A 25,324-nucleotide genomic window follows, 5' to 3' on the forward strand; every position below is an offset into this window, starting at 1 on the left:
AGTTCGATATATGTCTCACAGGTGTGGAGGTAGCCATGTCCCGCGTGCAACTTGCCCTCAACGTCGACGACCTCGACGTGGCGATCGAGTTCTACTCGAAGCTGTTCAACACCGCACCGGCGAAGGTGAAACCGGGCTATGCCAACTTCGCCGTCGCCGAGCCGGCCTTGAAGCTGGTCTTGATCGAGAACCCCGGCAACGGCGGCACGCTCAACCACCTGGGCGTGGAGGTGGCGTCGAGCGACACCGTGCATCAGGAGATCGCCCGCCTCACCGATGCCGGCCTGTTCACCGAGGAGGAGATCGGGACGACGTGCTGTTTCGCCACCCAGGACAAGGTGTGGGTCAGCGGTCCCGGCGGTGAGAAGTGGGAGGTCTACACCGTGCTCGCCGACTCGGACATCTTCGGCCCGAAGCCCCAGCCGGACGAGACGGCCGCGTGCTGTCGGTGAGCTGGCGCCCGCTGCTCGCCGAGTTTCTGGGCACCGCGCTGCTGGTGACGGTCGTCGTCGGATCGGGGATCGCGGCGGCCCAGCTCTCGCCACATGATGTCGGGCTGCAGCTGCTGCAGAATTCGACGGCGACGGTGTTCGGGCTGGCGGTGCTGATCCTGATGTTCGGACCCGTGTCCGGGGCGCACTTCAATCCGGTGGTGTCACTTGCCGATTGGCTGCTCGGCCGACGGTCGGGCACCGGTCTTCGCGGCGTTGCGGTGCTGGCCTACGCGGCCGCCCAGACCGTGGGCGGTGTCGCCGGCGCGGTGCTGGCGAACGTGATGTTCGACCGGGCGGCGTTGGAGATCGCCACCAAGCATCGGGTGACGCCGGGGCATCTGATCGGCGAGGTGGTGGCGACCGCCGGGTTGGTGGTGCTGATCTTCGCGCTGGCCCGCAGTGCCCGGGCGGGGCTGTCCGCGGCGGCAGTGGGCGCGTATATCGGTGCGGCCTACTGGTTCACCAGTTCCACCTCGTTCGCCAATCCGGCGGTCACCATCGGCCGGGTGTTCTCGGACAGCTTCGCCGGGATCGCCCCGAGTTCGGCGCCGGCCTTCATCGCCATGCAGGTTCTCGGAGCTCTGATTGGCCTTGGCCTGGTGGTCGCGCTCTACCCCGATGCGTCCCGGACCGCGAACGCAGCCATTGTCCCACATGAGAATTCGTAGGAGACAGTCGTGAACAAACCCGCGGTGCTGTTCCTTTGTACCCACAATGCCGGGCGGTCGCAGATGGCGCTGGGGTTCTTCAACGCCCTGGCCGGCGAGCGCGCCGTCGCCTACTCCGGCGGGTCGGAGCCCGCCTCGCAGGTGAATCCTATTGCGGTGACCGCCATGGCCGAAAAGGACATCGACATCACCGGCGAGGCCCCCAAGCGCTGGACCGAGGCGATGCTGGAGAGTGCCGACGTGGTGGTGACCATGGGCTGCGGGGACACCTGCCCGTACGTGCCGGGGACCCGGTACGTGGACTGGCCGCTCCCGGATCCGGCCGGGCAGCCCCTCGAGGTGGTGCGTCCGATCCGGGATGAGATCGAGGCGCGGGTGCGGGCGCTGGTTGACGAGGTGTGTGGCTGACGGCGGGACTGTCGGCCGATCGGATGAGATCCGAGCAAAGCGCGCGCCATATTGACCCTGTAGTTAATATCGTCCGCTGTGACCAGGCTGGCATCGCTTCTCTTCGGATTCATCGTGATGACCGTCGCGAGTCCGGCGGCGGGGGCGAATGGATTGATCGACGGTGTGCCGGTCAAGCAAAGTTCGAACTGCGACCCGAATTACTCGGGTTGCGTCCCGATTGCCAGCGATGTGGACTGCGCCGGCGGCAGCGGCAACGGTCCCGAATACGTCCAAGGTCCGATACAGGTGACCGGTCGGGATATCTACGACCTCGACAGGGACGGAGACGGGATCGCCTGCGACTCGAACTAGGTTTTTGTGGCGGATGGCCATCGTGGGACTGGATAGCGTTGAGTCGTGACGAGTGCAGGTGTGCCTCCAACTGGGCCTCGATATCCGCGTGGTGTCCGAATCGCCGATGTCACGGTGTTCGTGTTGCTGCTGTGCGTTCAGGCCGCCGGTGTTGGCGTCATGCTCTTGAGCGTGCTCGTGCTGCCGATGAGCATCGACAACTGCGCCTACCAGACGTGCGGTGACGAAAAGTGGATCAGCTACGCGATCTGGACGGCGCTGGCCTCGATGGCGCCCGCTGGTGTGTTCACCGGACTTGGCATCATTCAACTGGCGCGCAACAGAATTGGGTTCTGGCTCGCCCTCATCGGGACAGTCGCTCAATGGTCGCTGATCTACGGAGCATGGCGGATGGCGGCTTTGGCGGGGCCTGTCGGCGCGTGAACGCACAGCGAAGCGGCCCGTCCCGCGGATTTCGCCCAGAATGGACGCTGCATCGACATTTGTGCTGTCGAAGAGGCAGCAGAGGCGTCTAACGCGGTCTTCGCACACAACGCTCCTGAAATCGAAAACAGGGTGCAAGCCGGAGCTACCGGACGACTAGAGTTGGACGACCCATTGAACGGAGAAGTGGCATTGATACGTCGTACGGGGGGTCATCGTGTCGGGCACGGTTGTCCGATTCGTCTTGGTAGGCGGTGGCGCGGGTGGTTTTCGTATGGTGACCGGATTCCCGAAGTCGTGACGCGCGCAGACGACTTTGACAACACATCGTGGAAGTTAAGACAGTTCTTCGGAGCGTACTTTCACGAAGACTGGTCGCTGGATGCAAACGACACCGAGGAGGTCGTGGAGCAATACCTGGCGGAAAACAGGGTGTCCCCCGAGCAGGCGGCCAAGCTCGCAGCAAGAATCGATCAGATCATCGCGACACACCCTGAATCGGAGTTGAAGCGAGTGCTATTCGACACCTGGGGCTCTTACTACGCCGCCACTGCGCCAGAAACGTACGCCACGTGGCTAGCGGAGATCGCAGCACGCTTTCGACAAGTGACATAACGGCACCGATCAGCCCCTAGCTACGACCTAGCGCTGATCTGATCGGGTCACGCTGGGGAAGGTCAGCCGCGTAGACGTCGTCATGTCGCCCGCATCGGATAGACGGTATGCGCGGCCGTCGCCCGGTGCCACGCAACAACTCTGCAGCCGCAGGAGAGAATGCGGCGAGCCAATCACGCCGGTCTTCCGAAAATGACCGCGCACGGATTGCGTCACACCGCAGCATCGTTGGCGATCTTAACCCGCGTCAACGTGAACGTGGTGCAGCGGATGTTGGGCACTCGTAGGCGGCGATGGTGCCGGGCATCTACGCTGACCTCTTTGATGATCACCTCACCGGAGTCGCCGACAAGTTGGATGAGCCTGTGGGACAAAATGTGGGCAAACCGCACTGCCGCCGGCCCAATATCACCCCTACCGGCGTGTACGGCGATTTAGGCACGGTGCCCCCAGTCGGACTCGAACCGACACTTGGCGGATTTTAAGTCCGCTGCCTCTGCCAATTGGGCTATGGGGGCCTTGCAGCTCAGACCATACTTTGAGCCGTTTCGGCCTTGCTCCGACGCCCTGAGTACCGCAGTGATACCGCAGTCCTGTCGATGGCCTCGCCCAGCGCATCAGCCACGCCGCTCAAATCGTCGTTGAGCAGGTGGCTATCCCGGTCGAGCGTCATCGCGGCAGTCGCGTGCCCCAGGAGTCTCTGCACGACCTTGACGTTAGTGCCTGTGCTGATCGCCAGTGACGCCGTGGTGTGTCTCAGGCCGTGAGGTACCAGCCCTTCGATGCAGGTGTCTTCGCACGCGTTGTCGAAGGCACCCCGTTCCAGAACCTCGGAGTCGGGAGATGGGCCGGTAGAACGTGGGGCTCACGTTTCCCGTTCGAAGTGCTTCGCGAAGGCCTCATGGGAGCCGAGGCTTCGAAGGAGCGGGGCGGTGAGTGCTGCTGTTACCCGGCCGGGGTTCTCATCGAGATCACTCAACGATGCCTCAGTCGCCCGCTCGTAGACGTCTTTGGTGTAGACAGGTCCCCTGTCACCGTAGGTTCGGTCGGTGATGAGCCAGGACACCGAGTCGCGAAGGCCGTTGAGGGAGAGCGCGAAACGCCAGCTGCCAGTGTATCCCCACCTGTGCGATACGGCGCCGGCCAGGCGCGCGAGCAGGTCGACGTGTCCGAGGATCAACGCCTCGAACACCACTGTTACGTCGGGTGGAGGAGGGAAGACGACTCCCACGAATGACCGTATTGTCACGGCGCGTTCGGATGCGAGAACGAGGCGGCCGGACTCGTGAAAGACGATCTCGGCGGCGCGATCTTTACCGGCGAAGCGCTGCCCGTCGTACATGCCGGTGGTCAAAGCCACGCCGTCGGGTCGCCGAGCGAAACCGGTGGCCTCGGCCAGAGCGGGTGCATAGGTGCGCTGGTGAGGTCCGACCACGGAACGCACCAGATGAAGCACGGATTCCTGCCACTGAGACGACTCGGCGAGCGAGACGAGCATGTCGTCTGGTGCGTTCAGCGGTTCGGCCACTACGACCAGCAGAGGTATGTCGTCACCGACGAGCTCGGTGCGGATCGCGAGTGCCTCGGCGCGCAGGTCGCGGCGGTCGGTGAGTCGACGATCGAGTAGCCGGACCACCTCGGTGTTGGGCAGCACCCGGTTGGTCTTGTCCCCTCGGCCGTAGTAGCGGCCGTCGGCCATGTGCGGCGCTCGGACCGACTGCGGAATGTGCACGACAATGTAGCCGTGTGCGGGGGTGTCGGCGGACTCGATGATGGTGGTGCGGACCTGGACGGCCTCGTCGACTCGCATCCGCGCCACTTGTTCGATGCGCTCCGGGAGTCCTGCCAGGGGTACGGGCCAGAGGCGAGGCGGTGAGGTCTCCTCGTCGACGCCGATCAGGATCGTGCCGCCGTCGAGTGCGAATGCCGCGATGTCCTTGGCCAGCTCCTTGTTGCCCGAATTGCCGGCGCTAAGTTCGCGTTTGAGATCGAGCCAGTGGGTTTCCTCCAGGAGCCCGTTCTGAGCGAGACGCTCCAGGTCCTCCTCGGTCCGAACTTCTATCGGGTTCAACGAGGACTCCTCTGTGTATGGGATGGGTTATCGGTTGCGGGCTAGGAGTTCTCGGAGTCGTTTGGCGCCTCGCTCGGACACCGCTGGGGAGGTGAGGGTGTAGGCCGCGGCTTGGTCGGGGGTGAGTCGGCCGGCACGGATGTGGTCGATGAGGTAGCGCCGCGCCTGGGCTTTCTCGTCTGGGCCGGTCCATCCGTTGCGGCCGCCGTCGAGGATGGCGAAGTCGAGGTCGCGCCTTACGTCCTCGGGTATCTGCGGTGCCGCAGTCCGGCCGGTTAATAGGTCGATGGCTCCTGCGGCGGCAGCCCATTCGGCGAGGGGAAACCGTCCCTCGACGAGGGCCAGGGAGTAGCCACGCGCGAGGTTTATCGCGAAGTGCAGGGAGCGTTCGTTGGGGACGAACGCCAGGACCGGGCCGCGGTCGTATCGAGTGCTGGTTCGCGGTGTGGCGTGGCCGCCCGTGTCGATGATCTGCTCGAGGTCGGCGTTGCCCAGCCGCGTTGCGCTTTCGATGGAATTGCTCACCAGTACCGGAGGTAGCTCTTCGGCATCGCTGCGTGCTCGGATCCATTCGGCAGCAAGCGCTATGGCCTCCTCCCATGGCCGCTGCGGGTCGTCATTGGGTACCCACGCCGCGGCTTGCAGCTGGGTGGAGGCGTGCAGCTCGGTGGTCACGTGGTGAACTCCGGTTGTGGGCTTCGGGCGGGTGCGGACAGGTAGCGATAGGCCGTTGCCCGGCTGATGCCGAACGCTTTCGCGAGTTCGTGGACGGGATCACCGGTTTCGGCGAGCCGGCGTAATTGCTGTTGTCGCGCGGCGTCCAGTTTCGCCGGCTTGGTGGCCGGCAGGCGGCGAGCTCGTCGGGACTCGCGTGAGGCGGCGCGGCGTTCGCGGCCGAGTTCGAGTTCGAGTTCGGCCAGGGTGGCCATGATGGAGGCCACTGCACGGCCGGTCGGTGTGCCGGTGTCGACGCCTTCACGTAGGGCGCGCAATAGAATTCGGCGCTCGCTGAGTTCGGCGATGGTGCGGGTGACTTCGGCGACGGAGCGGCCGAGTCGATCGATGGCGGCCACTACGACGGTGTCACCCTCGCGCGCGTAGTGGAGCAGAGCTGCAAGGCCAGGTCGGGCGGTGTTCACCGCACCGGATAGCTTGTCGCTGAAAATCTGACCAGATTCGACGCCCTGGGCAGCGAGTGCGGCCAGCTGCACATCGAGGTCCTGGCCCGCGGTGCTCACGCGGGCATATCCCAGAAGCGTTGTCACGCCTCCTACCGTCTCATTGTCCTCCGACATCGAGGATCTGAGACACGCCGTGTGGGACAAAAAATAGACACGACGACCTGGTGCGATATGACCACAGCGTTCGCCGCGTAGCACTGTCTCGTTTCTATGAAAACGAGACAGGCTTGATTTCTTACCGCCGTTCATGAAGACGGATCGATGAGCACTCTTGCGTAGTCGTGTACGACATATCTACGATATGTGTAACACGAACACACAAAGGAGGCGGGCATGGCCGTCTTGAATATCCGCGTAGAAGACCGGATCCGCGATCAGCTCAAGGAATTGGCCGACGCCGAGGGGGCCACGGTCAGTGAGTACGTCCGAGGTCTGATCATGGCGGCAGTCATCCCCGTGTACGAACCGCCGGTGAGGCACGGTGATGAGCCGGCACCAGAGAGCATGCGGATCGCCGACCGTCAGGCGCTCGCGTTGCTCCACCGGATCCTGGCGCACGTGGTGCCCGCGGACAACACCGAGATCGACCCGCGTTCCCAACTGCAGACTGCGCAGGTGCTTCAGTCGGGCTTCACCGGGGAGTACTGGAGGGAAGTCGCTGGCTTCCGCACCGAGCTGTCCAAGCGTGACTGCGAACGCGTGCTGGACATCCTCGACATGTTCCGCATGATCACGTTCAGCATCAGGGAGCTGGAGAAAGACGGGGTCACCGTCAGCGAGGAGCTGAGTCACGAGTTGGAGTTCGAGGGTTTCGACGGCAATCACGAGCTCGAAAGCCACATGGCCAGCTACGTCGAGTTCCTGATGAGCGACGGCAAGTGGCCCGAACTACAGCCGCAACTCGACCGCAACGACGGCGGAAATTCGCACTCCCCGGTGCTGGACGAGTACACGCGGATGCTCGCCGAGCACCGCCGCATCAAGGCCAGCCGCGACCGCGGATACCACCGGGAGGCTTATCTGCTGTCTCTGGAAGAGCTGGAGCAAATCGCCGCGGCTCGAGTCCATCCATCACGCCGCGGGTAAGGCGGTTTGCGAGCCTTGCCTACGGCCGCGCGCCTGGAGTCAGCGGGTGAGGATGATTCGATGGCGGCTACCTCGAACGGCGACAGCGCGGATGGCTTCTGGGGCTCAGAGGAATGACGTCGTAGTCGCGCGGATGGTGTTGAGTTGGCGTGCTGCGGTTTTGAAGAGTAGGTCGGCGAGTTTGTGGCGCAGCGCTGACGGCAACGGCCGCGATCTAGACGGACCAAGATCGAAAATGGCTGCCAGAAGGCTGCACTGTCGGCTGCATGTTCGCGAGGATTGCGAGCTGGCCGGCCTCGGACGTCTATCGCGGTTCAGACTCGCGATGAGCGTCAGAGATCCGGTCGTCAGCTCAGCAGCCGGCTTCAACTTTGAGTGGCTCGGTCCAACCCCCTGCTCAGATCGGACCAGCCGTGCGAGCGTGCTCTTCGACGGTGGGGGCTCTGGCTATTGCCGCCGGCGTGTCAAAATCACACTGACCATAGATCACCCGAGACCAAAGAGACCTCACCGAGACATACCGATGGTTACCACGCCGAAGCAACAACGACTCCTTCGAGTCAGCAAGTCCAGCAAGCGAGAGCTCGGCTACTTCAGTGAGGGCGAGAGCTTGGCGATCACCTTCGGAACTAGCATTACGGACCTAAGCCATCAGGCTGCCGCCGATCGCCTTATTCTCGGTGAACATTTCCTCAACATCGCCAACCTCCTTAGAAAATCAAGGTCGCCGGCCCTTGATTGGCGCACGGTCATTGGCCGTTACTACTACGCGATGTACCACAGTATGCGGGCAGTATCCTATTTCTACATCGGCGGCGACGACTGCCAGGACCACACAAAATTATTCAGTTCTATTCCAGCAGATTTTCCAAATCACAGCATACGTTCGAATGAACTAAAGAATGCGCGCCTGTGGCGCAATGAAGCCGATTATGATCCATACCCACAATCAACAGATCACTTTAAGCAAATCGCCACCAATCTCTACCCGATTTCGAACACTTTCGTGAGCGAGTGCCGGACCTATTTGAGCAGCAAGGGATGTGCACACATATGACTGTAACAGATTCCCAGTCGGCCCGAACCCTGATTAATCAGTATCTCGCCACTCACGCGGGGATTTCTGCGCTTGACGTGCACATAAAAGACTATCCAAATGAGCGCAATTACATAGTATTCGTAGCTCGGGAAGACCTCGGCCCCGCATCAGCATTGTCTGAACCCCTCGAACAGGCACTCGCATCGCCTGATCAACAAAGTTTTGTCGTTTTCAGAGTTGCTAATGAAGAGTTGACGAAGGCTGAAAAGGCTAGAACCTCAGTAAAAAGCCTGTCCGACCCCCGGATCTCTGAGCTCGTTAGCCTTGTTAGCGCTAGGTCTAGGGTGTCTGCGGCAGACCGTAGCCTCGGCTATGTTCCGGACGTCCGGGCGAGCTTGTCTGCCGTCACAGCGGGACGGCACCATCTGATCTTTGGCCGCCGAGGAGCTGGAAAGACAGCGCTTCTCGTGGAAGCCAAGAGTGACGTCGAGCTAAGAGGCGCCGTTACGGCGTGGATAAACATACAAACTTACCGACATGAAGAACCGCAGCGAGTTGTCCTTTATACCCTCTCAAAAATACTTGGAAGCCTTATCGCATCCAGGAAACTAAATGCAAACAATCCGGCTTCTATTACCCTATCGAACGTTCACAATCGCATCTTAAGCCTGCTAGACAAAGACTCAAATACCATTAAAGAAGTTGAGCTATTAATTCCTCGGGTGCAAGGGGCAATTTCTCACCACCTCGAACTCACAGATTCAACTATTTTCGTCTTCTTAGACGATTTCTATTACGTGAAGCGAGATTTCCAGCCGACGATTCTCGATTTGCTTCACGCAATCACGCGGGACTCCCGGGTTTGGCTCAAGGTTGCGTCCATCAAGCACCTAACACGGTGGTGGTTGAATTCGCCGCCAACCGGCCTTCAAACAGGCCAGGACGCCGAAATCATCGACCTCGACGTATCGTTGCAAGACCCGAAGCAGGCCCAAGGCTTCTTGGAGACAGTACTGGCTGGCTATGGCAAGCGGGTAGGCATATCGTCGCTGTCTCAAATCTTCTCCCGCGCAGGGCTTGATCGCCTTGTGCTGGCGTCAGGTGCTGTCCCTCGCGATTACCTCGTGCTGGCCGCGAGTGCTGTGACACGAGCTCAGCAGCGACCGAGCGCGCGGCAAGTCGGCGTCCAAGAGATCAACCAAGCGGCTGGCGACGCCGCTGCCACGAAGATCAACGAACTTGAAGAAGACATGGCGTCGAACCCCGGGGCGGCCGAAAAGACAATCGAAAGCTTGAAAGTCGTAAGAAAATTCTGCCTAGAGAAATCTTCACACACATACTTCCTCGTCAGTTTTCATGACAAAGAAGACAACCCTCTCTGGTACGGATCTCTTACCGATCTTATGGATGTTCGCTTGATACATCTAGTCGATGCCGGAGTCTCGGATGCACACTCCGCGGGCCACCGCTATGAAGCGTACATGCTCGATTTGAGTCAGTTTTCGGGCGCTAGATTGAAGCAAAGGATTCGAGTTCTTGATTTTTCATCTGGCAGCTTCGTATCCCGCCAAACACGAGGAAAAGAACCCCCTCGGGTCGGGTCGACATCTTCTAGATTACGATCCATTTTGCGCGCCGCACCCCAATTGGAACTCAAAGAGCTCGAAAACGTTTCTCTATCTCAGAGTGATCGCAACTCGAATTAAGGTTCTCCAGAGGTTGGTTCTGCCAGCTAACCCTAGTTGGGTCACAGTCGCCGGTCTCCGAAAGCTGCGACGCGTTCGAACTGAGATGTTTGGTCATCACCTATTGCACCGTTACGGCGCCAATTGTGGCGATAGACTCGCCCAGGCGTGCCCGAGTCAGGTGCCCGAGTCAGGCGAGTGCACACGACATAGGATACCATCGCGGTGCATGTCGACCAGTCCGTCGACGGCAGCCGGCGGATCAAGCATCATTCAGGTCCGACCTTGATAATTGCGAACGTGAACTAAGTTCGCTTCCGGCCGCGACCGGAGCGAGGTGTGAGCGGGATACGCCGGCAGGCTGAGCACGGGGAAAGCAGCTTCAACCACTTTCTCAACTACGGCCGTCCGGCTACCATTCTCAAGATGCAAACGTGGCGCGTTGAACGAGGCGATGTAGTTTTTGCCTGCCTGCAAGTCCGCACAGGCGACGACGTGCCACCAATTCAGTTGCCGGTCGACAATTCAAAATTTCTAATGAGCCGAATGGGCAGATCAGGCTGGTTCCATTCGAAACAGACAGCGGGTGGTCTCACTTTTGAAATATATTCGTACCGATCGCGAATTCTTGTGAGCGTCGGATTTTCCGAGAAATTTGATTCGCTTTCCGAATTTATAGAGAACGAATTTCTAGACATTAGGCACATTTTCATCACCGACATTATGCCGCGGCTTCCTCTAGCTTCTGGTAGCACAGGAATTGTTTGGTACCCCATTATCGATATTAAGCGAGTGCGTGCAATATCGGCTAAGGACAATTCGGGCCCGGATTGGCTGGGAGATGGAGTGACCAGCTTCCGCTACAGGATATTCGACAGTCGGTCCGGACGTATCGGCTACGCGCGGGTAAGTCGTTTCGGGACAGCATGCCTTGGCCTCGGTTATCCGATTGTGCAGGACATTATCAATATGGTCTATGAACGCGTGCTCTACCCTGCTCGAACCGGTTCACATCCTCTGCATGGGTCGGCGGAGAGGGCGATCGCAGAAGGACTCAGCTCCTTTACCGCACCCACCGAGATGAACATCTATATGCAAAAAATTACATTGAATATTGCTGTGTACGCGCTGGCTTTTGCAATCTTCTTCGGGGTTAGCCAAATCCTAATTCCAGATGACGCACACGCTCTCATCAAAGCGGCGATACTACTTGGGGCAGTCCTGTTGACGTGGGGAGCGGGTTCCGTTGTCAATGCGCTAAGGTCGCGCGCATGGCGGCGATAGAAGGCGCATCAAGCGAATATGATCGAGTGGCTGAAGTTTACGCACAACTGCGGGAATCACAAATGCTTGGTCATGAGATGGACTGGCTAGAAAAAGGTCATAGTCAACCGCGTGTGATTCTGGATGCCGGTTGCGGGCCTGGTAGAGATCTCCGTTCGTTAAGGCGGCGAGGGAATTTTGTAATTGGGCTGGACTTGAGCGAAAAGATGCTAAGCATCGCTTCTGAGAACAACAGCGATCTGATCGGTAGGGATCAGATCGGACTTGTTCGGGGCGACCTGTCTAGAATTCCGTTGAACGATTCTTCCATTGATGCAATTTGGTGCTCTACAGTTCTTCCACACTTTTCCGCCACAATCCTGACGGTGGTATTCAAAGAATTTTGGCGCATCTTACGCGAGGATGGCATGTTAGTTTGCTCCGTAAAATTGGGCATCGGCGAGGGCTATGAGGCGGAGGAGCAGCTTGATAACGCCTTGCGTTACATGCGGTATTGGGACCTCGACGCGTTCGAAAAATTGGCTCTCCAGCTCGGTTTCATTCGAACGGACCTGCACCTGTGGAACGAACGGCTCCGGTTCCCAGAGGTCGGCCGAGATATCGAATTTGCGTCGCTCGCTCTAAAGCTCACAAACGAGCAGCGCGGTATAGACCAGGCCAACATTGCTTCAAGGCACTGTTCGCGTAGGTGTGATTCACGCGGATAGTTGGATCAAAGTCCGCGGTAGTTTCGAATACCAGTTTGGCGAGTGAAGTGACTGCACTTCGGTCAGCATGGCCCTACCCTGGCAACATCACTGAGCTGCTGTTCACACCCACCCGACACTCCGACTCAATCAGACCCCTGGCCTCGTGCGCGACGAAGCGGTAGGTCATGAGCCCGCCTCCGGATACGCCATCGAAGTGCCCCGTCCCTCGGTTCGCGTACCGCAGCAGATACCGCGGCCAGTTCGTTGCTCGCCTACCGTTCCAACACCACCAATCCATAACCGCAGCTCGCGCTAATTTTTCACGCTTGCATCACGACGGCTAAACACAACAAACGCTCAGTTCAGAGGATTTTAAGTCCGCTGCCTCTGCCAATTGGGCTATGGGGGCGTACGCCGACCAAGACGTTAGCGCCCGGCCCGACCACCGCCGACATCCCACCCCGAATCCCCCGAACAGCGGATGGCCGACGGTCCGCACGAGGCATACCGTGAATGGATGAACGGCCTGCTCGCCGCCCTCGTCACGGTGGCGATTCTGGTGCCCATCGGCGGGGTGATGCTGTGGGTTCACCACCGCGGCGAGGAACGCGCATCGAAGAAGTACTGGGCCACCCGCGGCGGTGCCGCCGGCGGCGCGGCGGCCGGCGGTAGCTACCTGTCCGGCGGGGGCGGCTGTGGCGGCGCCGGCGCAGGGGACGCTCACGGCGGATGTGGCGGCGGTGCGGGCTGCGGTGGAGGCGGCTGTGGTGGCGGCGGAGGCTGCGGCGGCGGCAGCTAGAGAAGTTCCTCGGGCGCGGGCGACAACGCCAGCACCGGGCGCGGATACCGGCACAAGGCGCACCCATCGCCGACGACCTCGTAGAGCACCTCGGCGGCAAGCCGCGTGGCCTCGATGTCATCCGCCGAGCCGAAGCCGACCCCGGACAGGCTCAGCTGCCCGAGAATCGTCCGGTGCCGGCGACTGACCCCGGCCAGCCCGGCGACCATCCCGATCACCGCGTCCGCGCCATCCACACCGTCGGGCCGCGCAATGTGGCGGTGTAAACCGATCAATTCCACACCGGGCCGGGCGATCACCGCCGCGGCCAAGCGTTCCCAGTCCGACGCCGCGCAATCCACCACCACCCGCGCCCCGGAGCGCGGAACCAGCGCGTCGAGCTGCTCCTCGGCGCTGATCCGGAACCGCAGCACGCCGGCACCGGCGGCGCTGCGCACCGAATCGGCATCGACACCCGACCCGCAGTGCAGCACAATCTGTTTCGTCGAGATCCCGCGGGACAACGCCCGGTCGACCTCGTCGACGGAGCAGGCCTCGACACCGACACCGTGGCGCCGGATCCACTCGGCCACCGCCCCGGACTGCAGCACCCCGGCCGGAAGATTTAGTGTCGAGAAGCGAAACGCTTTGCGGTACACCGCACATCGGCGCAGCAACACCGTCTCGTCCAGGACATCGACGGGCCGGACGTGCAGCAGCCGCTGTGCGAAGCGATGCGCCGACGACATACCTGGACTGACGAGCGTGTGCACCGCGAACCTTCTGTCGTATTCAGGACTCGGCCGATCAGGCCGCCATCACCACTGTCTCTCGCGAACCACCGAAACCGAAGGCTTCTTGCACGGTTTTGACACCACCACCGCGAACCTTGACGTTCTCTTGACGCCCCCGGCCTACCCCGTAAAGACGCCCTGACCACCGCAGACGGACCGGATCGAACGAAGACCGTAAAGGACCGAGCGCCGCCCGTAAAGAAAGCGTCAACGACGCGGATCTGCCCTCTGCCCGGGTCTAGCTTCGACGTGGCCACCGATGCCGGAGGCCTGATTTTTCAGTGAACGGAGTGACATGTCCGCAGTGGTGTACCTCGTGCTGACGGTGGCGATCTTCGCCCTGCTCGGCCTCGTGCAGAAGTGGGTTGAGGGCCTGTGAGCTACGACAACATCGTCGGCCTGGGTCTGGCGATCCTGCTGGCACTGTTTCTCTTCGCCGCACTGCTTTTCCCCGAGAGGTTCTAGTGAGCAGTCAAACAGCGGGGATCCTGTTCCTCGTCTCCCTGATCGTCGCCCTGGTGGCCGTGCACGTTCCGCTGGGCGACTACATGTACCGGGTCTACTCGTCCGAGAAGCACTCTCGGGGCGAGCGCGTCATCTACAAGGCCATCGGCGCCGACCCCGACACCGAGCAGACCTGGGGCTCGTATGCCCGCAGCGTGCTGGCCTTCTCGGCGATCAGCATCATCTTCCTGTTCGTGCTGCAGCTGGTGCAGGGCAAGCTCCCGCTGCACCTCAACGATCCCGCCACCCCGATGACTCCGGCCTTGGCCTGGAACACCGCGGTCAGCTTCGTCACCAACACCAACTGGCAGGCCTACTCGGGTGAATCCACCCAGGGCCACCTCGTCCAGATGGCCGGGCTCGCCGTGCAGAACTTCGTCTCCGCCGCCGTCGGCATGGCCGTCGCCATGGCGTTCATCCGCGGGCTGGCCCGGCGCAACACCGGTGACCTCGGCAACTTCTGGGTCGACCTGGTGCGCGGCAGCATCCGGATCCTGCTGCCGATCTCGGTCGTCGCCGCCATCATCCTGATCGCCGGCGGCGCCATCCAGAACTTCCACCTGCACGACCAGGTGGTCAACACCCTCAACGGCGGCCAGCAGACCATCACCGGCGGCCCAGTCGCCAGCCAAGAGGCCATCAAGGAACTCGGCACCAACGGCGGCGGGTTCTACAACGCCAACTCCGCGCACCCGTTCGAGAACCCCAACAGCTGGACCAACTGGGTCGAGATCTTCCTGCTGCTGGTCATCAGCTTCTCGCTGCCCCGCACCTACGGGCGCATGGTGGAAAGCAAGAAGCAGGGCTACGCCATCGCCGCCGTGATGACGATCATCGCGCTGGCCAGCACCAGCCTGATGCTGCTGTTCCAGCTGCAGCACCACGGCACCGTGCCGACCGCGATCGGCTCGGCGATGGAGGGTGTCGAACAGCGCTTCGGCGTTGCTAATTCGGCCGTCTTCGCCAGCGCCACCACGCTCACCTCCACCGGTGCAGTCGACTCGTTCCACGACTCGTACACCAGCCTCGGCGGCATGATGACGCTGTTCAACATGCAACTCGGTGAGGTGGCGCCCGGCGGCACCGGCTCCGGCCTGTACGGCATGCTGATCCTGGCGATCATCACCGTCTTCGTCGCGGGCCTGATGGTCGGGCGGACCCCGGAATACCTCGGCAAGAAGATCACCCCGCGGGAGATCAAGCTCGCCGCAACGTATTTCCTCATCACCCCGCTGATCGTGCTGACCGGCACCGCGATCGCCATGGCGATGCCCGGCCAGCGGGCCGGCATGCTGAACACCGGACCACACGGCCTGTCCGAGGTGCTCTACGCCTTCACCTCGGCCGCCAACAACAACGGTTCGGCATTCGCCGGCATCACCGTCAACACCGAGTGGTACAACACCGCACTCGGTTTGGCCATGGTGTTCGGCCGGTTCCTACCGATCATCTTCGTGCTCGCCCTGGCCGGCACGCTGGCCAAGCAGGGCAAGACCCCAGAGTCCATCGGCACGCTGCCCACCCACCGACCGCAGTTCGTCGGCATGGTCGCCGGTGTCACGCTGATCCTGGTCGCCCTCACCTTCCTGCCGATGCTCGCGCTCGGCCCCCTCGCTGAAGGAATTCACTGATGACCACCCCCACCCTCGACGCGCCGCAGTCGCACACATCGAAACCCGCAGGCGGCACACGCATTCAAGGCGGCCTGCTCGATCCGAAGATGCTGTGGAAGTCGATGCCCGACGCGTTGCGCAAGCTCGACCCGCGCACCCTGTGGCGCAATCCGGTCATGCTGATCGTCGAGATCGGCGCCGTCTGGAGCACCATCCTGGCCGCGGTCGAACCGTCCTGGTTCGGTTGGCTCACCGTGATCTGGCTGTGGCTGACGGTCATCTTCGCCAACCTCGCCGAGGCCGTGGCCGAGGGCCGCGGCAAGGCCCAGGCCGAAACCCTGCGCAAGACCAAGACCTCGACCATGGCCCGGCGCCTCATCGACTGGGGCCCCAACCGCCCCGTCAACGAGGAAGAGGTCGCCGCTCCCCTGCTGCAGCAGGGCGACTACGTCGTCGTCGAAGCCGGACAAGTCATCCCCGGTGACGGTGACGTGGTGGAAGGCATTGCCTCGGTTGACGAATCCGCGATCACCGGTGAATCGGCTCCGGTGATCCGGGAGTCGGGCGGTGACCGCTCGGCCGTCACCGGTGGTACGACGGTGCTGTCCGACCGCATCGTCGTGCGCATCACCCAGAAGCCGGGTGAGAGCTTCATCGACCGGATGATCTCCCTGGTCGAGGGCGCCAACCGGCAGAAGACCCCCAACGAGATCGCGCTGAACATCCTGCTGGCCTCGCTGACCATCATCTTCGTGTTCGCCGTCGCGACGCTGCAGCCGCTGGCCATCTACTCCAAGATGAACAACCCCGGCGTGCCGGATTCGTTGGCGCTCACCGGAAACGGTGTCTCCGGCATCGTCATGGTGTCGCTGCTGGTGTGCCTGATCCCGACGACCATCGGCGCCCTGTTGTCGGCCATCGGTATCGCCGGCATGGACCGGCTGGTGCAGCGCAACGTGCTGGCCATGTCCGGTCGCGCCGTCGAAGCCGCCGGTGACGTGAACACCCTGCTGCTGGACAAGACCGGCACCATCACCCTGGGCAACCGGCAGGCGTCTAATTTCGTTCCGCTGACCGGTGTCTCACCCGAGACCCTGGCCGATGCCGCACAGCTGTCCAGCCTGGCCGACGAGACGCCGGAAGGCCGTTCCATCGTGGTGTTCGCCAAGCAGGAGTACGGCCTGCGGGCCCGCACCCCTGGCGAGCTGAAGACCGCGCAGTGGGTGGAGTTCACCGCCCAGACCCGGATGTCGGGTGTCGACCTCGGCCCCGGACACTCCCTGCGCAAGGGTGCGGCGAGCTCGGTGGCCGAGTGGGTACGCAGCCAGGGCGGCCAGGTGCCCTCGGAGTTGGGCGATATCGTCGACGGCATCTCGGCCGCCGGCGGCACCCCGCTGGTGGTCGGCCAGACGCTCGACGGCACGGCATCGGTGCTCGGCGTCATCCATCTCAAGGACGTCGTCAAGCAGGGCATGCGGGAGCGTTTCGACGAGATGCGCCGGATGGGCATCCGCACCGTGATGATCACCGGTGACAACCCGTTGACCGCCAAGGCGATTGCCGACGAGGCCGGCGTGGACGACTTCCTCGCCGAAGCCACTCCCGAAGACAAGATGGCGCTGATCAAGAAGGAGCAGGCGGGCGGCAAGCTGGTCGCGATGACCGGTGACGGCACCAACGACGCCCCGGCGCTGGCGCAGGCCGATGTCGGCGTCGCGATGAACACCGGGACCTCGGCGGCCAAAGAGGCCGGCAACATGGTCGACCTGGACTCCGACCCCACCAAGCTGATCGAGATTGTGGAAATCGGTAAGCAGCTGTTGATCACCCGCGGTGCACTGACGACGTTCTCCATCGCCAACGACATCGCGAAGTACTTCGCGATCATCCCGGCGTTGTTCGTCTCGCTGTTCCCCGGCCTGGACCTGCTGAACATCATGCGGCTGCACAGCCCGCAGTCGGCGATCCTGTCGGCGGTGATCTTCAACGCCGTGGTCATCGTGGCGCTCATCCCGCTGTCGCTGCGCGGTGTCCGCTACACCCCGAGCAGCGCGTCGAAGCTGTTGTCGCGCAACCTCTACATCTACGGTCTCGGCGGCATCATCGCGCCGTTCATCGGCATCAAAATCATCGATCTCGTTATCCAGTTCTTGCCAGGGATGTGACATGTTCTTCTCCAATTTGGTTCGTCAGCACGTGGCCGCACTGCGCGCCCTGCTGGTTCTCACCGTGATCCTCGGTCTGGGCTACCCGGTGTTCATCTGGCTGGTGGCCCAGATCCCCGGCCTGCACGACAAGGCCAACGGGTCGATCGTCGAGGCGAACGGAAAGCCGGTGGGCAGCAGCCTGATCGGACAGTTGTTCACCGACGACAAGGGGAATGCCCTGCCGCAGTACTTCCAGAGCCGCCCGTCGGCCGCCGGTGACGGCTACGACCCGCTGGCCACCAGCGCCAGCAACCTGGGCCCGGAGAGCATCGTCGATGGTGCGGACAAGCCCAGCCTGCTCACCCTGGTGTGCCAGCGCAGCGCCGCCGTCGGGGAACTGGAAGGCGTCAACGGAGCCCGCCCGTTCTGCACGGGCGGCGGGGAAAGCGTCGGCGCGGTGTTGTCGGTGATCGGGCCCCGCGACGCCGCGGGCAACGTCGTGCACCCCACCCGGGTGGTGAGCGTCAACGAACCCTGCGAGACCACCAAGGTGCCGTTCCTGAACACCTACGAGGGCGTGCGCGTCGAATGCGCGAAGTTCGGCGAGGACTACAGCCTGGGCCAGATCGTGCCCATCAGGGGTGCCGCGGCGGCCGACCCGGCTGTGCCCGCGGACGCCGTCACCGCCAGTGGCAGCGGCCTGGACCCCGACATCTCCCCCGCCTACGCCGCCATCCAGGTGGACCGGGTCGCCAAGGCCCGCGGGGTCAGCCCGGACGTGATCCGCACGGCCATCGACGACAACCTGACCGGACGCGCCCTCGGCTTCCTCGGCGAACCCCGGGTCAACGTGTTGGCCCTCAACCTGGAATTGGACCAAAAGTATCCCGTGAAGAGTTGAGGCTGCGGTGGATGATGTTGGTGTGACCACCGGCTCCTCGACGCACAAAGCCAAGCGCGGCGAACTGCGCATCTATCTCGGAGCAGCACCCGGCGTTGGCAAGACGTTCGCGATGCTGGGTGAGGCGCACCGACGTCTGGACCGGGGCACCGACGTGGTGGCCGCGGTGGTGGAAACCCACGGCCGCGCCAAGACAGCCGAACTGCTGGACGGCATCGAGACCGTCCCGCCGCGCTACGTCGAGTATCGCGGCGGGCGGTTCCCCGAACTGGACGTCGACGCCGTCATCGCGCGGCACCCCGAGGTGGTGCTGGTCGACGAGCTGGCCCACACCAACACCCCGGGCAGCAGGAACACCAAGCGTTGGCAGGACATCGAGGAGCTGCTCGACGCCGGGATCACCGTCATCTCGACGGTCAACGTTCAGCACCTGGAGAGCCTGAACGACGTCGTCACCCAGATCACCGGCATCGAGCAGCAGGAGAAGGTGCCCGACGAGGTGGTGCGCGCCGCCGATCAGATCGAACTGGTGGACATCACCCCGGAGGCGCTGCGGCGCAGGCTCTCCCACGGCAACGTGTACGGCCCGGAACGGATCGACGCCGCCCTGTCGAACTACTTCCGCCGCGGCAACCTGACGGCGCTGCGCGAGCTGGCGCTGCTGTGGCTGGCCGATCAAGTCGATGCCGCACTGGCGAAATACCGGGCCGACAACAAGATCACCGACACCTGGGAGGCCCGCGAACGTGTCGTCGTCGCCGTCACCGGGGGCGCCGAATCGGAGACCCTGGTGCGCCGGGCATCGCGCATCGCGTCGAAGTCCAGCGCCGAACTGATGGTGGTCCATGTCGTGCGGGGCGACGGCCTGTCCGGTGTGTCGGCGCCCCAGATGGGTAAGGTGCGCGAGCTGGTGGCCAGCCTCGGGGCCACCCTGCACACCGTGGTGGGTGACGACGTGCCGGCCGCGCTGCTCGAGTTCGCCCGCGAGATGAACGCCACCCAGTTGGTGTTGGGCACCTCCCGACGGTCCCGCTGGGCCCGCATCTTCGACGAGGGCATCGGCGCGTCGGTGGTGCAGCAGTCCGGCAAGATCGACGTGCACATGGTGACGCACCCGGAAGCCAAACGGGCGCGGTCGTATTCGTCGATGGTGCCGTGGCAGAAGCACATCGCCTCCTGGCTGGCCGCGGTGATCGTCCCGTCCGTCATCTGCGCGGTGACCGCCCTCTGGCTGGACAGCTTCCTCGGCATCGGCGGCGAGAGCGCCATCTTCTTCATCGGTGTGCTCGTGGTCGCACTGCTCGGCGGCAAGACGCCGGCGGCCTTCTCCGCCTTGCTGTCCGGGCTGCTGCTGAACTACTTCCTGGTCACACCGCGCTACACCTTCACCATCGCCGAACCTGACAGCGCGGTCACCATTGTGGTGCTGCTGCTGGTGGCGGTGGCGGTGGCCGTCCTGGTGGACGGCGCGGCCAGCCGGGCCCGCGAAGCCACCCGGGCGGCGCAGGAAGCCGAATTGCTGGCCCTGTTCGCCGGATCGGTGCTGCGCGGCGCCGACCTGGGCATGCTGCTGGATCGCGTCCGCGAGACCTACGCCCAGCGCGCGGTCAGCCTGGTCCGGGAAGGCGCGGACGGTTTCACCACCGTGGCGTGTGTCGGTAAGGACCCCTGCGTCGGGGTCGACGACGCCGACACCGCGGTCGAGGTCGGTGACGACGAATTCTGGATGCTGCTGTCCGGGCGCAAACTGACCGCCCGAGATCTGCGGGTGCTCGGCGCGGTGGCCAAACAGGCTGCCGGACTGGTGAAACAGCGCGAACTCACCGAGGAAGCCAGCCGTGCCGAGGCCATCGCCCAGGCCGACGAACTGCGCCGCTCGCTGCTGTCGGCGGTCAGCCACGACCTGCGTACCCCGCTGGCCGCGGCCAAGGCCGCGGTGTCCAGCCTGCGCTCCGAGGACGTCGGGTTCTCGCCAGAGGACACGGCCGAGCTGCTGGCCACCATCGAGGAATCCATCGACCAGCTGACCGCACTGGTCGGCAACCTGCTGGATTCGTCCCGGCTGGCCACCGGGGTGGTGCGGCCGGAACTGCGCCGGGTGTACCTGGAGGAGACGGTGTCCCGGGCGCTGATCGGAATAAACAAGGGCACCACCGGCTTTCCACGCAAGGAACTGGATCGGGTCAAGGTGGAGGTCGACGACGCCGTGGTGATGGCCGACAGTGGCCTACTGGAGCGGGTGCTGGCCAACCTGGTCGACAACGCGCTGCGGTACTCCCCGCCGGACCGGCCGGTGCGGGTCACCGCGGGCCGCGTCGGTGATCGGGTGTTGATCGCCGTGATCGACGAGGGTCCCGGGGTGGCCCGCGGCACCGAGGAGCAACTGTTCGAACCCTTCCAGCGGCTCGGTGACACCGACACCAGTACCGGTGTGGGCCTCGGGCTGTCGGTGGCCCGCGGTTTCGTGGAGGCCATGGGCGGCACGATCACCGCCTCCGACACCCCCGGCGGCGGGCTCACCGTCGAAATCGACTTGGCCGCACCACCGAAAGACGGACTTCGATGAACACCAGAGTGCTCGTGATCGACGACGAACCGCAGATCCTGCGGGCGTTGCGGATCAACCTGTCCGTGCGGGGCTACGAGGTCACCACCGCCGCCACCGGGGCCGAGGCGCTGCGGTCGGCGGCCGACCACCGTCCCGATGTGATCGTGCTGGACCTCGGGCTGCCCGACATGTCCGGGATCGAGGTGCTCGAAGGCCTGCGCGGGTGGCTGAGCGCACCGGTGATCGTGCTGTCGGCCCGCACCGATTCGTCGGACAAGGTGGAGGCGCTGGACGCCGGCGCCGACGACTACGTCACCAAACCGTTCGGCATGGACGAGTTCCTGGCCCGGCTGCGCGCGGCGGTGCGGCGCGGCGCGGCCGCCACCGAACTGGACGAGCCCGTCATCGAAACATCGTCGTTCACCGTCGATCTCGCGATGAAGCGGGTCACCAAGAACGGCGTCGAGGTGCACCTGACCCCCACCGAATGGGGCATGTTGGAGATGCTGGTGCGCAACCGGGGCAAGTTGGTGGGCCGCGAGGAACTACTCAAAGAGGTGTGGGGCCCGGCCTATGCCAAAGAGACCCATTATCTTCGGGTGTATCTCGCGCAGTTGCGCCGCAAGCTGGAAAACGACCCGTCGCACCCCGTGCACCTGCTCACCGAGGCGGGGATGGGGTACCGCTTTCAGGCTTGACGGCCTGCAGGGTATAGGTCATCGGCACCCGGTCCCGGCCCTCCTCCAGCACGAACTCCCCGTCGAAGTCCGGGCTGGGAATGACGGCGTCACCGAGCGGATTCCACGGAACCTCGCGGTGTTCCTCCAACGCGGTGACGGTCAGCCCGGCGTCGGTGAGCGCGGTGAAGATCTCACCGAGCCCGTGGTTGAAGCTGATCGACGCCGGGGAGCTCAACTGCCCCGGTCCCCCGTACGTCTCGTCCTCGACGAACACCAAGCCGTCGGTCTCGAAGTACGGGAACTCGACGACGAGCAGCCCGTCGGGACGCGGATCGCAGATCGCCCACAGCATCGGGTGCCCTTCCCGCATGAACAGCCGGCCGCCGGGCCGCAGCAGGCCGGCGACGGTCTGGGCCCAGCGCCGGATGTCGGGCAGCCAGCAGAGCGCCCCGATGCCGGTGTACACCAGGTCGAAATCACCGGTGGCGTCGTACGCGTCGGACTCGACGAAGGTGACGTCGACCCCCGCCCGCGCCGCCAGTTCACGCGCGGCCGCCAGCGCCGTCGGCGAGAAGTCGATTCCGGTCACCGATTTCGCGCCGAGACGCGCCAGTGACACGGTGTCGGTGCCGATATGGCATTGCAGGTGCACCACATCCAGGCCGTCCAGGCGCCCCAGCCGGGGCAGGTCGTAGCGGACGACACTGGACAGGTAGTCGGAGTCGTCGAACCCGGCGAGGTCGTAGCCATCGGGTCCGACGTGCAGGGGTACCCGGGATTCCCAGTTCGCCAGGTTCAGCTCGCGCCAGTCCTCCGTCACGGTGACCATTCTCGCACCCTGGATCAACTCATTTTCACGCCTGCGAAACCCGTTGCGGGCGTGACCAAGTGCGCTCACCTCCGGATGGTTGCGACGGCCATACCGATGGCCGCCACCACCAGGACGGCGTCGATCATCAGCGCGTAGGTGCGCGGGGACGCCCGCGCCACGATGCGGCGGATGAGGAACGGCCCGACCATCAGCGCCGCGCCGATGACGAGGCCGTGCACCACCATCGTCTCGTCGAGGGCACCCAACTGGGTGAATGTGGTCAGCTTGCCCGCATACAGCACGAGGGCGCCGGCGGCCTCCGAGCCGAGGAACGCTCCACCACTGAGCCCGAATCCGGTGAAGATCGGCACGCTCAGCGGACCCGTCGAGAGCACCAACCCCGTCAGGAAACCGACGATCACCCCGGCAACCGCGAGCTGCCACAGCCGCACTCGCCATTGCCGGGCCGCGGCGACGCGGCGGAGCGGGATCATCACGACGAAGAACGCCGCGAGGACCGCGTCGACGACCGTAGGCGAGATCGTCATCAGCGTGTGCGCACCGACCACGGCGGCCGGTGTCCCGGGCACCGCGTAGGCGAGCACGGGCCGCCACCGGATCTCGCGCCACCAGGCGGCCACCCGGGCGACGTTGGCCAGCACCGCGGCGATGGCCATGACCGGCACCGCCACCCGCGGACCGTCGAGCACCACCAGCACCGGCAGCAGGATCAACGACGAGCCGGTGCCGACCAGACCGCCCAGGGCGCCGGCAACCAATGCGAGGAGCAGCAAAACCAACAGCGCAAGCATGAGGACCTTCTCGACGGCACGCGGCGCGCCGCCGGAGATCCTCCAGGCTTTTGTCCGTTCAGATGACCGCGCCTCATCGGGAGTCGCGGTGGCGTCGCTCGGACCAGACACGTGCGTGACGCCGGAACCCTAGACGCTGTCGAGGACGAGTGTAGTCCGCGGTCCAGGGCCAGGGCGACGGTGCCGTGGATGTCGAATCGACGAGAGTCTACTCGTTTTCCGTGCACGAATGCCGTTGCGTGCGTGCATCTGTGGATGAATCCGCGATTGTGGATAACTACGGCTTGATGTCGGTGGTTCGTACTAGTGTTCGAATCATGGAGGTTGTCGTCGACTTGTTGGCCGCCTTGGACAAAGTGTCCGGCGCCTCGATGGATGACGTGTCGGTGGCCGACCTCCTGGAGATCCAGACGGCACTCGAGCAGGCGCACCGCCGGATCCCGGCCGTCACCCACCGCATCCAAGCCGCGCTGAGCCGCCGCACGGGCCCGTCCGAACTGGGCGCCCGCAGTTGGGCCGACGCCTTGTCCATCCGGCTGCGTCTGTCCAAGACCGAAGCGTGCCGCCGCCTGAGCCAGGCCGAGCTCCTCGGTCCACGCCAGAGCATCACCGGAGAACCGCTGGACCCGATCTACCCCGCCACCGCCGCCGCGCTCGCCCGCGGTGAGCTGACGGCCGAGCATGTCGGGATCATCACCGCGACCATGAAGAAGATCCCGCCGAGCGTGGACGCGCAGACACGCGCCAAGGCCGAAGCCGACCTGGCCGCCGTCGCGGCCACCCAATGCCCCGAGAGTCTGCGCCGGGTCGCACGGCTACTCCTGCAGATGCTCGACCCCGACGGCCCCGACCCCAACGGTGACGACACCGTCGACCGACGCGAACTGATGCGCGGGGTGTTCCTGGGCCCGCAGGACGAGGACGGAATGTCGAACTTCTGGGGAAAGATCACCCCCGAATTTCGCGCCTACCTGGAAGCGGCCTTCCCGAAACTCGCCGGCAAGGGCATGTGCAATCCCGACGACGAGCAGCCGTGCACCACGGGCACCCCGTCGGCCGAGGCGATCGCCGCCGACACCCGCAGCCTCGGTCAACGTCAGCATGACGCCCTGATGGCACTGGCCCGCGCTGCCCTGATGTCCGGTCAGCTCGGCGATCACAACGGGCTGCCGGTCAGCGTCGTGGTGACCACCACCCTGACCCAACTGCACGAGGCTGCCGGAGTCGCCCGCACCGGCGGCGGATCGACGCTCCCCATGCGCGACGTCATCCGCCTGGCCGCGCACTCCTACCTCTGGCTGACCGTCTTCGACGACGCCACCGGCATCCCCTTGTATCTAGGCCGCACCAAACGCATCGCCTCCCCCGGCCAACGCCTCGTCCTGTACGCCCGCGAGGGCGGCTGCACCTTCCCCGGCTGCCCGGTATCGGCGTACCGCTCCCAAACCCACCACGCCGTCACCGATTTCGGCGCCGGCGGACACACCGACATCGACAACGAGACCCTCGCCTGCGGACCGCACAACCGCCTGGTCAAGGAGGGCGGCTGGACCACCCGGCTGCGCGCCGACGGCCGCGTCGAATGGATCCCGCCACCCCTGCTCGACACCGGACAAACCCGGATCAACTCACTGCACCACCCCGAAGAACTCCTGCGCGAGGACGGGTCGGACGACCCGTGAGCCTGATTCCCAGGTCGCGGTCGACCGGCCGTCGCCCAATCGACGCGAAGCGTTCGT

General features: G+C 63.8%; 25 protein-coding genes, 1 tRNA gene and 1 pseudogene. 19 read left to right on the top strand and 8 right to left on the bottom strand.

Translation table 11 applies throughout. The features are described from left to right. The first annotated feature begins 35 nt into the window (after window positions 1–35). From BN977_RS08270 to BN977_RS08295, 6 genes are all read left to right on the top strand, one after another. Window positions 36–452 (top strand): ArsI/CadI family heavy metal resistance metalloenzyme, encoded by a 417-nt coding sequence (locus tag BN977_RS08270; RefSeq protein ID WP_036397075.1) that lies wholly within the window; start codon window positions 36–38, stop codon window positions 450–452. Next, the gene (locus BN977_RS08275) at window positions 449–1,162 is read left to right on the top strand and encodes an aquaporin (protein WP_234709523.1); all 714 of its coding nucleotides are present in this window, start codon (window positions 449–451) and stop codon (window positions 1,160–1,162) included. Before BN977_RS08270 ends, BN977_RS08275 begins: the two co-directional genes overlap by 4 nt. Before the next feature lie 9 nt (window positions 1,163–1,171). Further along, window positions 1,172–1,570 carry an arsenate reductase ArsC gene (locus BN977_RS08280; RefSeq protein ID WP_036397077.1) on the top strand — a complete coding sequence of 133 codons (399 nt, stop codon included), beginning with the start codon at window positions 1,172–1,174 and terminating at the stop codon, window positions 1,568–1,570. A 117-nt stretch (window positions 1,571–1,687) separates the two neighbouring features. Continuing rightward, window positions 1,688–1,924, top strand: coding sequence for a hypothetical protein (locus tag BN977_RS08285; protein ID WP_051561485.1), 237 nt, complete (start codon window positions 1,688–1,690; stop codon window positions 1,922–1,924). A gap of 45 nt (window positions 1,925–1,969) precedes the next feature. Beyond that, the gene (locus tag BN977_RS08290; protein WP_131590049.1) at window positions 1,970–2,347 is read left to right on the top strand and encodes a hypothetical protein; all 378 of its coding nucleotides are present in this window, start codon (window positions 1,970–1,972) and stop codon (window positions 2,345–2,347) included. 297 nt (window positions 2,348–2,644) lie between these two features. Then, window positions 2,645–2,962 (top strand): contact-dependent growth inhibition system immunity protein, encoded by a 318-nt coding sequence (locus BN977_RS08295; protein ID WP_036397079.1) that lies wholly within the window; start codon window positions 2,645–2,647, stop codon window positions 2,960–2,962. A gap of 444 nt (window positions 2,963–3,406) precedes the next feature. On the opposite strand, the gene BN977_RS08305 is transcribed toward BN977_RS08295, so the two are convergent. The 5 genes and pseudogenes from BN977_RS08305 to BN977_RS08325 form a co-directional block, all read right to left on the bottom strand. Next, window positions 3,407–3,480: transfer RNA gene (locus tag BN977_RS08305), tRNA-Leu, on the bottom strand. 8 nt (window positions 3,481–3,488) lie between these two features. After that, window positions 3,489–3,782: pseudogene (locus BN977_RS08310) on the bottom strand (tyrosine-type recombinase/integrase); the annotation flags it as partial. A gap of 45 nt (window positions 3,783–3,827) precedes the next feature. Beyond that, window positions 3,828–5,033 carry an AlbA family DNA-binding domain-containing protein gene (locus BN977_RS08315; RefSeq protein WP_036397082.1) on the bottom strand — a complete coding sequence of 402 codons (1,206 nt, stop codon included), beginning with the start codon at window positions 5,031–5,033 and terminating at the stop codon, window positions 3,828–3,830. 27 nt (window positions 5,034–5,060) lie between these two features. Then, on the bottom strand, window positions 5,061–5,708 hold the full coding sequence (locus tag BN977_RS33065) for a hypothetical protein (RefSeq protein WP_036397085.1): 648 nt from the start codon (window positions 5,706–5,708) through the stop codon (window positions 5,061–5,063). Next, window positions 5,705–6,328 carry a recombinase family protein gene (locus tag BN977_RS08325; RefSeq protein ID WP_191262691.1) on the bottom strand — a complete coding sequence of 208 codons (624 nt, stop codon included), beginning with the start codon at window positions 6,326–6,328 and terminating at the stop codon, window positions 5,705–5,707. Before BN977_RS08325 ends, BN977_RS33065 begins: the two co-directional genes overlap by 4 nt. Window positions 6,329–6,547: 219 nt before the next feature. On the opposite strand from BN977_RS08325, the gene BN977_RS08330 reads away from it, so the two are divergent. The 6 genes from BN977_RS08330 to BN977_RS33460 all read left to right on the top strand — a co-directional run bounded on the left by BN977_RS08330 (window position 6,548) and on the right by BN977_RS33460 (window position 12,796). Continuing rightward, window positions 6,548–7,300, top strand: coding sequence for a YfbU family protein (locus tag BN977_RS08330; protein WP_036397087.1), 753 nt, complete (start codon window positions 6,548–6,550; stop codon window positions 7,298–7,300). Between the two features lie 523 nt (window positions 7,301–7,823). Beyond that, window positions 7,824–8,357: a HEPN domain-containing protein gene (locus BN977_RS32635; RefSeq protein WP_131590051.1), complete on the top strand. Its 534-nt coding sequence runs from the start codon at window positions 7,824–7,826 to the stop codon at window positions 8,355–8,357. Next, on the top strand, window positions 8,354–10,045 hold the full coding sequence (locus BN977_RS32640) for an ATP-binding protein (RefSeq protein WP_131590053.1): 1,692 nt from the start codon (window positions 8,354–8,356) through the stop codon (window positions 10,043–10,045). The genes BN977_RS32635 and BN977_RS32640 overlap by 4 nt, the downstream gene beginning before the upstream one ends. Window positions 10,046–10,363: 318 nt before the next feature. Continuing rightward, window positions 10,364–11,308: a hypothetical protein gene (locus tag BN977_RS32645; protein ID WP_131590055.1), complete on the top strand. Its 945-nt coding sequence runs from the start codon at window positions 10,364–10,366 to the stop codon at window positions 11,306–11,308. Next, window positions 11,296–12,015 (top strand): class I SAM-dependent methyltransferase, encoded by a 720-nt coding sequence (locus BN977_RS31770; protein ID WP_084172444.1) that lies wholly within the window; start codon window positions 11,296–11,298, stop codon window positions 12,013–12,015. Before BN977_RS32645 ends, BN977_RS31770 begins: the two co-directional genes overlap by 13 nt. Window positions 12,016–12,514: 499 nt before the next feature. Next, the gene (locus tag BN977_RS33460; RefSeq protein ID WP_036398705.1) at window positions 12,515–12,796 is read left to right on the top strand and encodes a hypothetical protein; all 282 of its coding nucleotides are present in this window, start codon (window positions 12,515–12,517) and stop codon (window positions 12,794–12,796) included. Here the strand turns inward: BN977_RS33460 and BN977_RS08345 are convergent. Beyond that, window positions 12,793–13,524, bottom strand: coding sequence for a type III PLP-dependent enzyme domain-containing protein (locus BN977_RS08345; RefSeq protein WP_036397090.1), 732 nt, complete (start codon window positions 13,522–13,524; stop codon window positions 12,793–12,795). The two genes, BN977_RS33460 and BN977_RS08345, sit on opposite strands and share 4 nt — an antisense overlap. A gap of 420 nt (window positions 13,525–13,944) precedes the next feature. Here BN977_RS08345 and BN977_RS32325 point away from each other — a divergent pair, with 420 nt between their 5' ends. Genes BN977_RS32325 through BN977_RS08375 form a run of 6 tightly spaced genes read left to right on the top strand, consistent with a single transcriptional unit; the run spans window position 13,945 to window position 21,980 of the window. Then, entirely contained in the window at window positions 13,945–14,034 is a 90-nt protein-coding gene (locus BN977_RS32325) for a potassium-transporting ATPase subunit F (protein WP_109761975.1), read from the top strand. Beyond that, the gene (gene kdpA, locus BN977_RS08355; protein WP_036397092.1) at window positions 14,034–15,704 is read left to right on the top strand and encodes a potassium-transporting ATPase subunit KdpA; all 1,671 of its coding nucleotides are present in this window, start codon (window positions 14,034–14,036) and stop codon (window positions 15,702–15,704) included. Before BN977_RS32325 ends, kdpA begins: the two co-directional genes overlap by 1 nt. Continuing rightward, window positions 15,704–17,851 (top strand): potassium-transporting ATPase subunit KdpB, encoded by a 2,148-nt coding sequence (gene kdpB / locus BN977_RS08360; protein ID WP_036397094.1) that lies wholly within the window; start codon window positions 15,704–15,706, stop codon window positions 17,849–17,851. The genes kdpA and kdpB overlap by 1 nt, the downstream gene beginning before the upstream one ends. Window position 17,852: 1 nt before the next feature. Continuing rightward, complete coding sequence (locus BN977_RS08365) at window positions 17,853–18,734, top strand: potassium-transporting ATPase subunit C (protein ID WP_036397096.1); 882 nt, start codon at window positions 17,853–17,855, stop codon at window positions 18,732–18,734. A gap of 7 nt (window positions 18,735–18,741) precedes the next feature. Next, complete coding sequence (locus BN977_RS08370; protein ID WP_036397097.1) at window positions 18,742–21,300, top strand: ATP-binding protein; 2,559 nt, start codon at window positions 18,742–18,744, stop codon at window positions 21,298–21,300. Beyond that, window positions 21,297–21,980 (top strand): response regulator, encoded by a 684-nt coding sequence (locus tag BN977_RS08375; protein ID WP_024452733.1) that lies wholly within the window; start codon window positions 21,297–21,299, stop codon window positions 21,978–21,980. Before BN977_RS08370 ends, BN977_RS08375 begins: the two co-directional genes overlap by 4 nt. On the opposite strand, the gene BN977_RS08380 is transcribed toward BN977_RS08375, so the two are convergent. Both BN977_RS08380 and BN977_RS08385 read right to left on the bottom strand, forming a co-directional pair. Further along, complete coding sequence (locus BN977_RS08380) at window positions 21,943–22,791, bottom strand: class I SAM-dependent methyltransferase (RefSeq protein ID WP_036397099.1); 849 nt, start codon at window positions 22,789–22,791, stop codon at window positions 21,943–21,945. The genes BN977_RS08375 and BN977_RS08380 overlap by 38 nt on opposite strands. A gap of 65 nt (window positions 22,792–22,856) precedes the next feature. Next, window positions 22,857–23,585 (bottom strand): sulfite exporter TauE/SafE family protein, encoded by a 729-nt coding sequence (locus BN977_RS08385; protein ID WP_036397101.1) that lies wholly within the window; start codon window positions 23,583–23,585, stop codon window positions 22,857–22,859. Between the two features lie 317 nt (window positions 23,586–23,902). Here BN977_RS08385 and BN977_RS08390 point away from each other — a divergent pair, with 317 nt between their 5' ends. Beyond that, window positions 23,903–25,267 carry an HNH endonuclease signature motif containing protein gene (locus tag BN977_RS08390; protein ID WP_036397102.1) on the top strand — a complete coding sequence of 455 codons (1,365 nt, stop codon included), beginning with the start codon at window positions 23,903–23,905 and terminating at the stop codon, window positions 25,265–25,267. Window positions 25,268–25,324 lie beyond the last annotated feature (57 nt).

The sequence above is a fragment of the Mycolicibacterium cosmeticum genome (genome assembly GCF_000613185.1).
GTDB classification, from domain to species: domain Bacteria; phylum Actinomycetota; class Actinomycetes; order Mycobacteriales; family Mycobacteriaceae; genus Mycobacterium; species Mycobacterium cosmeticum.

Excerpts from the sequence above, each read along its gene's own strand:
- BN977_RS08270 (WP_036397075.1), top strand. The coding sequence starts at position 36 with ATGTCCCGCGTGCAACTTGCCCTCAACGTCGACGACCTCGACGTGGCG.
- BN977_RS08285 (WP_051561485.1), top strand. The coding sequence starts at position 1,688 with ATGACCGTCGCGAGTCCGGCGGCGGGGGCGAATGGATTGATCGACGGT.
- BN977_RS08325 (WP_191262691.1), bottom strand. The coding sequence starts at position 6,328 with ATGTCGGAGGACAATGAGACGGTAGGAGGCGTGACAACGCTTCTGGGA.
- BN977_RS08330 (WP_036397087.1), top strand. The coding sequence starts at position 6,548 with ATGGCCGTCTTGAATATCCGCGTAGAAGACCGGATCCGCGATCAGCTC.
- BN977_RS32635 (WP_131590051.1), top strand. The coding sequence starts at position 7,824 with ATGGTTACCACGCCGAAGCAACAACGACTCCTTCGAGTCAGCAAGTCC.
- BN977_RS32640 (WP_131590053.1), top strand. The coding sequence starts at position 8,354 with ATGACTGTAACAGATTCCCAGTCGGCCCGAACCCTGATTAATCAGTAT.
- BN977_RS31770 (WP_084172444.1), top strand. The coding sequence starts at position 11,296 with ATGGCGGCGATAGAAGGCGCATCAAGCGAATATGATCGAGTGGCTGAA.
- BN977_RS33460 (WP_036398705.1), top strand. The coding sequence starts at position 12,515 with ATGAACGGCCTGCTCGCCGCCCTCGTCACGGTGGCGATTCTGGTGCCC.
- BN977_RS08345 (WP_036397090.1), bottom strand. The coding sequence starts at position 13,524 with ATGTCGTCGGCGCATCGCTTCGCACAGCGGCTGCTGCACGTCCGGCCC.
- kdpB (WP_036397094.1), top strand. The coding sequence starts at position 15,704 with ATGACCACCCCCACCCTCGACGCGCCGCAGTCGCACACATCGAAACCC.
- BN977_RS08365 (WP_036397096.1), top strand. The coding sequence starts at position 17,853 with ATGTTCTTCTCCAATTTGGTTCGTCAGCACGTGGCCGCACTGCGCGCC.
- BN977_RS08375 (WP_024452733.1), top strand. The coding sequence starts at position 21,297 with ATGAACACCAGAGTGCTCGTGATCGACGACGAACCGCAGATCCTGCGG.
- BN977_RS08380 (WP_036397099.1), bottom strand. The coding sequence starts at position 22,791 with ATGGTCACCGTGACGGAGGACTGGCGCGAGCTGAACCTGGCGAACTGG.
- BN977_RS08385 (WP_036397101.1), bottom strand. The coding sequence starts at position 23,585 with ATGCTTGCGCTGTTGGTTTTGCTGCTCCTCGCATTGGTTGCCGGCGCC.
- BN977_RS08390 (WP_036397102.1), top strand. The coding sequence starts at position 23,903 with ATGGAGGTTGTCGTCGACTTGTTGGCCGCCTTGGACAAAGTGTCCGGC.